Origin of the sequence: Mycobacterium sp. E3247 (assembly GCF_001667785.1) — a bacterium.
Lineage (GTDB): Bacteria > Actinomycetota > Actinomycetes > Mycobacteriales > Mycobacteriaceae > Mycobacterium.
In genome coordinates this window covers 1-10,756 of record NZ_LZJG01000417.1, presented here as the reverse complement: position 1 = coordinate 10,756, position 10,756 = coordinate 1, and the positions used below count along the sequence as shown (strand labels likewise).

The following is a 10,756-nucleotide window of genomic DNA, read 5'->3' as shown; positions in this document are numbered from 1 at the left end:
GCGCTCTATCACCGCCTCAAGCAGGACCCCGGCCTGTCGATTCCGCAGCGGGCCTTCATCTTCGGCGGCAAGGCCGCCCCCGGCTACTTCATGGCCAAGCGGATCATCAAACTGATCAACGCCGTCGGGGAGACCGTCAACGCCGACCCGGACGTCAACCGGTTCCTGAAGGTCGCATTCGTGCCGAACTTCAACGTGCAGAACGCCCACATGATCTACCCGGCCGCGGATCTGTCCGAGCAGATCTCCACCGCGGGCAAGGAGGCGTCGGGCACCGGGAACATGAAGTTCATGATCAACGGCGCCCTCACCGTCGGCACGCTCGACGGCGCCAACGTGGAGATGCGCGACGAGGTGGGGCCGGAGAACTTCTTCCTGTTCGGCCTGACGGAACAGGAGGTCGAGGCCGTCAAGGCGGCCGGATATCGCCCGGCCAACTACATCGACCGCAACGACGAGCTGCGCGCGGTGCTGGATCTCATTGCGGCCGGCACGTTCTCGCACGGCGACACCGAGGTGTTCCGGCCGCTGGTGGACAACCTGCGCCATGAGGACCCCTTCCTGGTGTGCGCCGACTACGCGTCCTACGTGAACTGCCAGGAGCAGGTCAGCGCGGCGTGGCAGGACAGGGAGTCGTGGACGAAGATGTCCATCCTCAATACCGCTCGCAGCGGCAAGTTCTCCTCGGATCGCGCGATCACCGAGTACTGCGACGACATCTGGAACGTGTGGCCGCTGACCGTGAAGATGTGAGAAAACCGGCCGAAAATCGCTGCGCCGGGCCTAGGATCTCGGCATGTCAATTCTGGGCGATGCAACGGTCGTCCTCGCTCGCCTGACGAGGTCGACGTCCAACGCGCTGCGTGTCGCGCTCACCACCCCCGACGGCACCGAATTGGCGCGGGCGCAACAAAAGGGCGGTCCCGCGGTGCTATTCGGCTTCAAGAACGGGGGCAAGGGCGAATACAAGCTGTCCTCGGCAGCCGGCGATGAGCTCAAGATCGCGGTGGCCGCAACGACCACCATCACCAACGGGAGCACACCCGTGGGAAGGATTGTGCCCGTCGACGGCGCGGCGCAATTGGAAGACGGGGGCGGCACCGTGCTGGCGGTGGTGCAACCACACACCGGACACAAGGCCGACAGCGCATGGCACCACCGCCTGTTGTCGCCGACCGGCCAGGCGATCGGTGTGCTCACCCTGATGACCGTTCACACCGGTTGGAGCGACATCGAATCCGACGCCATCATGTTGTTGACCGGCCGCAACGTCGCCACCCTGAAGGCACCATCGGCGGGTGCCATGCTCACGCTCGCCGCGCCGGTCCCTCCCCAGTTGGGCGACGTCTTGGCCGCGGCGTGCGTGGACTTCTCGGTACTCCCCCGCGGATACATCGCGTCAGGCTAGCGGTACCCGGGTAGGTCCGGCACCCCGCTGGCGGTCAGCCATCCACCGCCGTCGACGACGAGCGTCGCCCCCCCCGGTGACATACGACGCCGCATCGTAGGCGAGGAAGAGCACCGCAGCAGGTCGGCCCGAAACGGGCTGCGCCGGGCGTTCACGCGGTCAAGGTTACGACGGCTGGACCGTGGGTCGATAGTGGACGTTTTCCCGGTCCGCCGCAAGGATCGACTCAGTGACCCTGGCAGGAGGAAAGTGACCCTACGATTCCGTCGGCTTGCGCTGGCCCCGTTCACCGTGGCGCTGGCGATGCTGCTGCTCGCGCCGTCCGCGTCGGCCGACACCTATACCGATCAGCTGGTGAACAAGTTCAACGCCCAGACGCACGTGCTGGCCGACCCGGCGGCGAATCCGTCGCTGCGGGACCCCGACAGGCTCAACGACCAGATCCTGTCCAGCCGATGGACGTGGAGTTCCACGCCGCCGGTCTGGGTGGCGGCGGTGGCCCCCAGCCAGACCGGGGTGAGCACCCCGGACGCCATTCACAACGTCATCCTCGGACGCGATCCCACCTTCAGCGGCATCATTCTGGTCATCGACTCCCGGGGCTATCACGTGCGCGCCTACAACGTGCCCAAGGCGATCGCGGACAGCGTCGATCCGTTGATGAGCCAGTCGGCCAGGGCTCACCGGAACGACCCGCAGGGCGCGACGAGTGAATTCGTCAGCAGATTGGCCAGGGTGGACGTACCCTCCGGGGGACCGGCGAGCACCACCTCCCCTGCCGTGCACAAGAACCCCGACCGCTGGGCATGGTTGTGGACCCTGCTGGTCTTTCTCGCCGTCGCGTTGAGCGTGGTCAGCTTGATCTGGTTCGTGGCGAGCCGAAACGGCAAGCGCCGCAAGGACGCAGCAGCGCGCGAGCAGATCAAGCAGGAATTGATCACCGCAACAGCGGACGTCGGCGACCTCGACAACGCGGTGCTGACCAACAGCGAAACGGACGTCAGCGCGGAGTCCACGAAGGCCAACGCCAGCCTGTATGACGCCAGAAAGGCCTATGAGACAGGTGACTACGGCGCGGCGCGCGCGCACCTGAGGGTGGTGCAGTCGACGGTGGCCAAGGCCAACCAGAAACTCAACCCCGGTCGCCCTGCGCCGAACGTCGCCGCCGTCGACTCGGTGCCCGAAGACGACCGCAAGCAGGCCTCGGTGCGCGCGAAGAACCCCGAGACCGGGGAGTACGTGACGATCAACAACAACAACTACAGCACCACCCCGCAGCCCGGTTATCCCCACTATTACGGCGGTGGCTACTACAACGGAATGTTCTTCTACCCGGGGTACTACCCATACGCGTTCTGGGGTGCGGGCTGGGGTTGGGCGCTGACCGACGTCCTGCTGATGGACGCGCTGCTGGACGACCATTGGGGCGGCAGCTACGAGCGCGGCTTCGACGCCGGCCGCGATTCGGCGTACGCGGATGCCGGCTACGACGGCGGCCAAAACGCCGGGTATGACAGCCCGCAAGGCGATGTCGGGTTCGGCGGTGGTTACGACTCCAGCGGCGACACTGGCTTCGCGGGCAACGGCGGCTCGTACTCGGGTGGCGGAGACGTCGACTTCAGCGGCGGTTGGGACTCCGGCGGCGGATCCGATTTCGGCGGATCCGATTTCGGCGGCGGTGGCTCGGATTCCGGCGGCGGCGACTTCGGGTTCTGATTCCCGCGAAGTAAGGTTTCCGGATGAGCACCGACGGGGCGCGACGACCGGAAGCGGTGACTCCGAAGGAGTGTGATCGTGACTGAGGGTGCGTTCGGCCTACTGACCGTGATCGCCTTGGGCCTGGCACTGACACTCGCCACCATTGCCGCCGCGTACGTCAGGCGGATGGAGAAGCGGCCGACGAGCCCGATCAGCGAGGAGATCGGCAGCGCCAGAGACGTGGTGCGCAAACTGCGCAAACGCGAACCCATGTCCGCCGAAGAGCTGGACTACGCGCGGCAGATTGTCGCCGATCGCGGCTCCCTCCTGGCGCTCTGCATCCCGGGCGCGTTGTTCATGCTGGGCTGCTTCTACGTGTTCGGCAGCCTCTACCACCTGCACGGAGCAACGCCGTCGGAGCGCACATTTCTCGGGGTGATTCCCATGTTGACATCCACCAACCTGGCCAGAGGGCTCCGAAGTAGCGCACGGCTGAAGAGGCGGCTGCGCGACGCGCACGTCGCGGCATGAGGGGCTCGCGACCCAGGTTCGACACACCCGGATCGCGCCGGCGACCCGGCTGCAGTAATCTCTTTACCGATGTATGTCAACCTTATTGATATACGACGAGCCGCTGACCGGCTGACATGGGGCGGAGACGAGGCGGGCACGTCTTAGGACTGGGTCGCGAAAGGTGATGGAGTGAGCCGTCGTTCAGTCGGCAGGACTGCCTTGGAGCGGGGCTGGATGCCGTTGGTCACCGTCGTTGCGGTCGGTGTGGGCCTGCTGTGCATGTACAAAGTGCACCAGTTCTCCGAACCGGAGCCGGTCATCACCGTCAATGGTCCGCAGGCGCCTGAGCAGTTCAATCTCAAGCGGATCACCTACGAGGTGTTCGGCAACGCCGGCAAGGGAGGGAAGCTCGTCTACATCGACATCGACGGCCATCCGCACCAGGTCGATATCACGGCCCTGCCGTGGTCCCACACGGAGACCACGACGCTCTCGGTGGCGTCCGGAAGCATCTCGGTTCACGTTCGTAGCGGTCAGGTGAGTTGCCGGATGCTGGTGGATGGCGTGGTCCGCGACGAGCAGTCGGACGACCATCCCGACGCCGACGTCGAGTGCCGGGTGAAATCGGCATGACCGAGCATCGCCTCGACGAGCCCCGGACCAAACGCCCGTTCATCCCCAGGATGGTGCGGGCTTTCGCGATCCCGATCATCTTCTTCTGGGGCCTCCTCGCGGTCACCACGAACACCTTCATGCCGCAGGTGGAACGGGTCGCGGAGGAACTCGCCGGCCCGATGGTGCCGCACTACGCGCCCTCACAGCGGGCGCTGCTGCACATCGGCGAGAAGTTCCACGAATCGAACTCGACCAACTTGACCATGGTGGTGTTCGAGGCGAACCGGCCGCTGGGAGACGCCGACCACCGGTACTACGACGACCTGATGCGCCGCCTTCAGCGCGACACCCAGCACGTGCAGTACGTGATGGACCTGTGGGGCAAGCCGTTCACCGCGGCCGGAGCGCAGAGCGTGGATGGCAAGTGCACCTATGTGCTCCTTCGTCTGGCCGGCGACATCGGCCAGATTCAGGCCAACCAGTCCGTGGACGCCGTCCGTGACATCATCAAGAAAGACCCGCCACCGCCCGGGCTCAAGGTCTACGTCAGCGGCGCGGCTCCGTTGGCCTCGGACACGCTGGCTATCGCGAACGCGAGCCTGAACAACGTCACGATCGTCACCATCATCCTCATCGTCGTGATGCTGTTGCTGGTCTACCGCACCCCATCCACCCTGTTGGTGCCCTTGCTCGGCGTGCTCATCGAGATGCTCGTCGCGAAGGGGATCGTCTCGACGCTGGGGCACCTCGGGTACATCGAGCTCTCGTCGTTCGCGGTGAACATCGTGATCGCGTTAACTCTGGGCGCGGGAACGGATTACGGCATCTTCTTGATGGGCCGCTACCACGAGGCCCGGCAGGCCGGCGAAAGCCGGGAGGACAGCTTCTACATCGCGTACAAGGGTGTCGCGCCCATCATCATCGGCTCCGGGCTGACGATCGCCGGCGCGTGTTACTGCTTGACGTTCGCGCGCCTCAACTATTTCCACACCATGGGTCCGGCCGTGGCGATCACCATGCTGTTCACCATCGCCGCGGCGATGACGCTGGGCCCGGCGGCGTTGACCGTCGGCAGCCTGTTCGGGATGTTCGACCCGAGGACCAGCGCCAAGGGATATCTGTATCGGCGCATCGGGGCGAGCGTCGTGCGGTGGCCGGTGCCCATCCTGGTGGCCAGTTCCGCGATCGTCATGCTCGGCGCGATCTTCGTTCCCACCTACCGGCAGAACTACGACGACAGGCAATACCAGCCGGCCAGTGCGCCCGCCAACCTGGGTTTCCAGGCGGCGGATCGGCACTTCCCCAAGAGCAAGCTCTTCTCCGAGATGCTCATGGTCGAAACCGATCACGACATGCGTAACTCCGCCGACTTCATCTCCCTGGACCGCGTCGCCAAGGCCCTGATCCGCCTGCACGGCGTGGCGATGGTGCAGGGCATGACCAGGCCTTTGGGTCGCGCGCTCGAGCACGCCAGCATCCCCTACTTGTTCACCACGCAGGGCAGCGGCAACGGCCAACAACTGCCGTTCAGCAAGGAGCAGAACTCCAACACCGATGCGCAGGCCGACATTCAGGCGCACTCGGTCGAGGTCCTGCGCAAGGAGATCGGCTTCTTCCAAAAGGTGTCCGACGAGCTGCACCAGACCGTGCTCACGGTCGAAGATCTGCAACGGGTTGCCGACGACATCAGGGACGAGGTCTCCAACGTCGACGATTTCTTCCGGCCGATCAAGAGCTACTTCTATTGGGAGAGGCACTGTTTCGACATCCCCATCTGCTGGACGTTCCGCTCGCTGTTCGAGACGATCGATCAGGTCGACAAGTTGGCCGACGACATCGCGGACGCGAAGGTGTCCCTCGAGGAAGTGGACAAGGCTTTCCCGCAGATCATCGCCCAACTCAAAGCCACCGCCGACGACACCGAGGCACTGCAGTCGAAGTTGGTCAACAGTTACGGATCCGCCGACCTGCAGACCACCCAGACCGCGCAGACGTTCGATGATCTGATCAACGTGGGCAACGACTTCGACAAGTCACGCAGCGACGACTTCTTCTACATCCCGCACGAGGGCTTCGACAACGACGACGTCAAGACCGGGATGAAGCTGATGATGTCGCCGGACGGCAAGGCGGCCCGGTTCATCGTCACCCACGAGGGCGACGCGATGGGCCCCGAAGGCGTGGAGCACGTCCAACAGTTCCCCGACGCGATCAAGACGATCCTGAAAGAGACCTCGTTGGCCGGGGCCAGAATCTACATCGGCGGTTCGGGATCCAACGACAAGGACATCAAGGAATACGCGATGTCCGACCTCATGATCGCGGCGATCGCCGCCTTCGTGCTGATCTTCTTGATCATGATGTTCATCACGCGAAGTCTGGTGGCCGCCTTGGTGATTCCCGGCACCGTGGCGTTCTCCTACGCCGGCGCGTTCGGGCTGTCCATCCTCGTCTGGCAGCACCTGGTCGGCCTGCACCTGCACTGGCTGGTCCTGCCGCTGACGTTCATCATCCTGGTGGCGGTGGGTTCGGACTACAACCTGTTGCTCATCAACAGGGTGAAAGAGGAGTTGCACGGCGGGATTCACACCGGCCTCATCCGGGCGCTCGGCAGCACGGGCGGCGTGGTGACGTCCGCCGGCTTGGTGTTCGCCTTCACCATGCTGGCCATGCTCACCAGCGATCTGCGCACCATCGGGCAGGTGGGTTCGACCGTGTGCATCGGCCTGCTGCTCGACACGCTGATCGTGCGTTCGTTCGTGGTGCCGTGCATCCTGCGGATTTTGGGGCCGTGGTTCTGGTGGCCGACCCTGGTGCGCGCCCGCCCGCTGCGGCAGGCGGCCGCACCGAGCTAACCTGCGCCCTTGCCGTTGTCGACGCGATACACGGCGCCGTGCACCGCCGCCGCGGCGTCGCTGGCCAGGAAGGCGATCACGTTCGCGACGTCAACGGGCTGCATCATGCCGCGCGGCGAGGCCGTGCGCATGATCAGGTCGTAGTTGGGGTTCTCTGGAGCGCTGAAGTGTTCGAGCTGCGGGGTGAGCATGCCCCCGGGGCATACCGCGTTGACGCGCAAGCGGTCCGCGGTGTACTCCACCGCCAGAGCCCGGGTCAGTCCGACCAGCCCGTGCTTGGCGGCGCAGTAGCCCGCCGAGTACGCCTGGCCCTCGACGCCGGCGATGGAGCCGACGTTGACGATGTTGCCGCCCCGCTCCAGCAGGTGCGGCAGCGCCGCCCGGCACAGGAAGAACGGCCCGTTCAGGTTGACCGCGAGGTCTTGCGCCCAGTCCTCGTCGGTCATCGACTCCGTCCGGCGCATCTGGTGTTGTCCGGCGACGTTGACCAGCACGTCCAGCCCGCCGAATTCGCGCACGCACCGCTCGACCGCCTCACGGCAAGCCTGCGCCGAGGTCACGTCCACTGATGCGTAGTAACCGTTCTGAACATCGGCGAATACCTCGGCCAGGCGGCCCGTGTCCCGGCCGATGCCGAAAACCGTTGCGCCCTGGCGGGAAAACAACCGAGCCGTCTCGGCGCCGAGACCCGATGACGCTCCGGTCACCAGCGCGACCTTGCCCTGCAATGACATTCCCGTCCTCGTGGTCAGTAGGGGCGCATTCGCGCGAGGAGTCTCGGCCCCCACAGGGTCATCGCACGGCGCGCGGTCAACAACACCAGCAGACTGATCGCCGTCCTCCCGATGGCGACCCGACTGGTTCGCCGCTTCCAGGTCGGCGGCGCCGATCCCGCGCGCCGGCCGAGGTAGTAGCCGAGGCAGGTCGCCATCGCGAGAGCCGCGATTCCCGCGAGCACCGTCATGATGATGAGCGTTTCGCGTCATCGTCGCGGTGGGGTCACGCGAAAGGCACACCTTGGCCACTACGTGCGGCCGACGAATGCGGCGCTAACCGATCTCGCTCACGACATAGACGGCGACATAACCGATGGGGATGCCGGTCCAGGTGGCGATGCACTTGCGTGCCGCCAGTTCCACCGCGCCCCGGCGGCTGGTGCGGGTGACCCTGCCGATCTCGGGAATCCGGATCATCCACCCGTCGGCGTCACGACTGACTTCGACGTCAAAGCACTGGCCGACCATCGGGCACTTCACGCGGGGAACCATCCGCGACGCGCGGGCGCTGCGCAACGCTTGTCGGCGCAGCAGGCTGGGCTGAGTGGGCATGGCTGCTTTCAAAAGAGTCGCAATCGAACCGCGGGAAAGAGTAATGCGCATCGAGGCGAAAACCTAATCGGCAACCGGGCCGGCTCCTGGCTGAGGCGCACTCGCAACCAAGTCGTTGCTTGCGCTTAATGTTCGAGGCCGAACGGCTCGGGCAGGAGCGAACGTCCCACCTTGCTAATCCGGCCGCCTCGGCGGAAACGCGACGCCCTTCTCGATGGCCTCCCGATAGGCATTCACCCGGCCCGGGATGGTCGCGAGGACGGCCATGGTCCGACCGCCCCGCCCGTACGCGGCGACGAACTCCCACGAGTCAGGATCGCCTTCGATGATCTCGACAACATCGTAATCGTTTGGCACGCCCAGCATCTGGAGCTTGACGTCGTACTGATCGGACCAGAAGTACGGCAGCTCGGCGTGAGCCTCGGCACTTTCCGGCCCCGCCAACAATGTCCGCGCCGCGGCCGCGCCCTGACGGCCCGCGTCGTCCCAGTGCTCGGTGCGCAGGTGCCGTTCGTACAGCGGGTGCCACCAGCGCGCTACGTCACCGGCGGCGACGACGGCGGCATTCCCGGTGTCGCCATCCACGGCACCGCCGGCGTCGCAGATCACCCCGTCGTCGACACGCAATCCGGAGCCGTCCAGCCAGTCGGTGGCCGGGGTGACCCCGAGGCCGACGATGACGAGGTCGGCCGGGACCCGCGAGCCGTCGGTGAGCCGAACACCCCGCACCCGGCCGTCGCCCTCGAATCCGTCGACACCGACTCCGACCCGCAGATCCACGCCGTGCCGGCGATGCAGCTCGGCCCAGCGCTGGGACAGCTCCTTGCCCAACGCGGCCAGCAGCGGGCCGTTCGCCTTTTCGATCAGCGCGACTTCCAGTCCCATCGACCGGCAACTCGCGGCGACCTCCGCGCCGATGAACCCACCGCCGACGACCACGACCCGCGGCCGGGAACCCAAGCGGTCCCGAATGGCCAGGCAATCATCGACCGTCCGCAGCATCAGCACGCCGTCGGGACCTGGGCCGCCCGGCCATTCGCGCGGCATCGCGCCGCTGGCGATCACCAGTCCGTCAAACGGCAGGGGCAGGTCCTGACCGTCGTCGCGCACGTGGACGGTGCGCGAGGTCATGTCCAACTTCAACGCCGACGCGCCGCGCAGGACACGCGCATCCATGTCGAATTGCGGCGCCAGGTCGACCCCGGCCCGGTGCACCTTGCCGGTCAGCAACTTCTTCGACAGCGGTGGGCGATGATAAGGGGCCTGCCGCTCGGCGCCCACGATGGTCAGGGCGCCGTTGTAGCCCTCGTGCCGCAGCGTCTCGGCCGCTCGGGTGCCCGCCACGCCCGCACCGACGACGACAACGTTTGTGAGCTGGCGAGTCGGCATGGTCAGTCCTTCACCGTGATGGCCTGGGTGGGACAGGACACCTCGGCACCGATCAACTGTTGGCGCAGTTCCTCGGGCGGTTCGTCCTGCAGCACGTGCAGACCGTCCTCGCGCACGTCGAACACCTCGTGGCAGATGCTCATGCACACGCCGTTGCCATCGCAGGTGTCAAGGTCCACCGAAACCTTCATCGCACCTTCGCCTTTCGTGCTCCGTTGCCGGACGTCTCGATTCCTTGAGTTTGATCCGGCGACTTCCCTTGGGATCGCGCCCGCTCCTGGGCGGCCTTGGCCACCGGCGAATAAGCCAGGTAGTCGATCGCCATCTGTGTGTTCGCCTCGTCGTTGGGGTGATGGCTGGGCCGCATGTACCGGACGGGCGTCGTCACCATCAGCTTCCAGGGGCCCGGCAACCGGTACTCACGAGCGGCCCAGAGCCAGTCTCGCCAGCGCCACTTGCGATCGGTGGTCGGGTCTTGGGCCATCAGGTATTTGGCGCCGGCGACCCACCAGCCGATGAACAGCGGCGAGACGAACAACATCGAGAACGCCCTGATCAAGTAGCTCCCGGAGACGTGCTGGTAGACGTCGTACACCAGCGACCGGTGCTCGACCACCTCGCCGAGCAGGGCATCGACACCAAGCCGTACACGGATCGGCTCGGGAGGCTGTTGTCGATGACGCTGGGCGACCCGCCCCAGTGGTTTCCGCCGGCCATGAAGCGGTGGTGGCTGTATCGGCGGCTGGCCGATGTGGCCGCGCTGGAGCACTACACCGCGATGTTGGGCCAATGGGTGCTGACGAACCGGGGCCTGGACTACGCGAAGGCCGACCCCATGATGCTGGATCTGCTGCGTTGGCACGGCGCCGAGGAGGTCGAGCACCGGTCGCTGGTGTACGACGTCTACCAGCACGTCTCCGGGAGCTACTTGATCAGGGCGTTCTCGATGT

The 10,756-nt window shown here is 65.7% G+C and carries 13 protein-coding genes; 7 read left to right on the top strand and 6 right to left on the bottom strand.

Features of this window, described 5'->3' with window-relative positions; translation table 11 throughout:
- The 6 genes from A9X04_RS21640 to A9X04_RS21615 all read left to right on the top strand — a co-directional run.
- Positions 1-753, top strand: a 753-nt coding sequence (locus tag A9X04_RS21640) for a glycogen/starch/alpha-glucan phosphorylase (protein ID WP_197509281.1), incomplete at its 5' end; no start/stop codon positions are given.
- Positions 754-796: 43 nt separating this feature from the next.
- Positions 797-1,408, top strand: a complete 612-nt coding sequence (locus tag A9X04_RS21635) for a hypothetical protein (RefSeq protein ID WP_067924821.1) — start codon at positions 797-799, stop codon at positions 1,406-1,408.
- Positions 1,409-1,657: 249 nt separating this feature from the next.
- Positions 1,658-3,124 carry a hypothetical protein gene (locus A9X04_RS21630; protein WP_067924818.1) on the top strand — a complete coding sequence of 489 codons (1,467 nt, stop codon included), beginning with the start codon at positions 1,658-1,660 and terminating at the stop codon, positions 3,122-3,124.
- Positions 3,125-3,202: 78 nt separating this feature from the next.
- A complete protein-coding gene (locus A9X04_RS21625) occupies positions 3,203-3,637 on the top strand; it encodes a hypothetical protein (protein WP_067924827.1) in 435 nt (144 codons plus the stop codon).
- A 216-nt stretch (positions 3,638-3,853) separates the two neighbouring features.
- A complete protein-coding gene (locus tag A9X04_RS21620) occupies positions 3,854-4,252 on the top strand; it encodes an MmpS family transport accessory protein (protein WP_067924816.1) in 399 nt (132 codons plus the stop codon).
- Positions 4,249-7,089, top strand: coding sequence for an RND family transporter (locus A9X04_RS21615; protein ID WP_067924808.1), 2,841 nt, complete (start codon positions 4,249-4,251; stop codon positions 7,087-7,089). The genes A9X04_RS21620 and A9X04_RS21615 overlap by 4 nt, the downstream gene beginning before the upstream one ends.
- On the opposite strand, the gene A9X04_RS21610 is transcribed toward A9X04_RS21615, so the two are convergent.
- The 6 genes from A9X04_RS21610 to A9X04_RS21585 all read right to left on the bottom strand — a co-directional run bounded on the left by A9X04_RS21610 (position 7,086) and on the right by A9X04_RS21585 (position 10,422).
- Complete coding sequence (locus A9X04_RS21610; protein ID WP_067924807.1) at positions 7,086-7,823, bottom strand: SDR family NAD(P)-dependent oxidoreductase; 738 nt, start codon at positions 7,821-7,823, stop codon at positions 7,086-7,088. The genes A9X04_RS21615 and A9X04_RS21610 overlap by 4 nt on opposite strands.
- Positions 7,824-7,837: 14 nt before the next feature.
- Positions 7,838-8,053 (bottom strand): hypothetical protein, encoded by a 216-nt coding sequence (locus A9X04_RS21605; protein ID WP_067924804.1) that lies wholly within the window; start codon positions 8,051-8,053, stop codon positions 7,838-7,840.
- Positions 8,054-8,138: 85 nt separating this feature from the next.
- Entirely contained in the window at positions 8,139-8,333 is a 195-nt protein-coding gene (locus A9X04_RS21600; protein WP_067924825.1) for a long chain fatty acid-CoA synthetase Faa4p, read from the bottom strand.
- 258 nt (positions 8,334-8,591) lie between these two features.
- Positions 8,592-9,806, bottom strand: coding sequence for an NAD(P)/FAD-dependent oxidoreductase (locus tag A9X04_RS21595; protein WP_067924801.1), 1,215 nt, complete (start codon positions 9,804-9,806; stop codon positions 8,592-8,594).
- A gap of 2 nt (positions 9,807-9,808) precedes the next feature.
- Positions 9,809-9,997, bottom strand: a complete 189-nt coding sequence (locus A9X04_RS21590; protein ID WP_067924799.1) for a ferredoxin — start codon at positions 9,995-9,997, stop codon at positions 9,809-9,811.
- Positions 9,994-10,422 (bottom strand): metal-dependent hydrolase, encoded by a 429-nt coding sequence (locus tag A9X04_RS21585; protein WP_231985792.1) that lies wholly within the window; start codon positions 10,420-10,422, stop codon positions 9,994-9,996. Before A9X04_RS21585 ends, A9X04_RS21590 begins: the two co-directional genes overlap by 4 nt.
- Here A9X04_RS21585 and A9X04_RS21580 point away from each other — a divergent pair.
- Positions 10,411-10,756 (top strand): metal-dependent hydrolase (locus A9X04_RS21580; protein WP_231980402.1); only part of this gene is annotated, 346 nt, incomplete at its 3' end. The two genes, A9X04_RS21585 and A9X04_RS21580, sit on opposite strands and share 12 nt — an antisense overlap.

Excerpts from the sequence above, each read along its gene's own strand:
- A9X04_RS21590 (WP_067924799.1), bottom strand. The coding sequence starts at position 9,997 with ATGAAGGTTTCGGTGGACCTTGACACCTGCGATGGCAACGGCGTGTGC.
- A9X04_RS21635 (WP_067924821.1), top strand. The coding sequence starts at position 797 with ATGTCAATTCTGGGCGATGCAACGGTCGTCCTCGCTCGCCTGACGAGG.
- A9X04_RS21620 (WP_067924816.1), top strand. The coding sequence starts at position 3,854 with ATGCCGTTGGTCACCGTCGTTGCGGTCGGTGTGGGCCTGCTGTGCATG.
- A9X04_RS21610 (WP_067924807.1), bottom strand. The coding sequence starts at position 7,823 with ATGTCATTGCAGGGCAAGGTCGCGCTGGTGACCGGAGCGTCATCGGGT.
- A9X04_RS21600 (WP_067924825.1), bottom strand. The coding sequence starts at position 8,333 with ATGGTCGGCCAGTGCTTTGACGTCGAAGTCAGTCGTGACGCCGACGGG.
- A9X04_RS21615 (WP_067924808.1), top strand. The coding sequence starts at position 4,249 with ATGACCGAGCATCGCCTCGACGAGCCCCGGACCAAACGCCCGTTCATC.
- A9X04_RS21605 (WP_067924804.1), bottom strand. The coding sequence starts at position 8,053 with ATGACGGTGCTCGCGGGAATCGCGGCTCTCGCGATGGCGACCTGCCTC.
- A9X04_RS21595 (WP_067924801.1), bottom strand. The coding sequence starts at position 9,806 with ATGCCGACTCGCCAGCTCACAAACGTTGTCGTCGTCGGTGCGGGCGTG.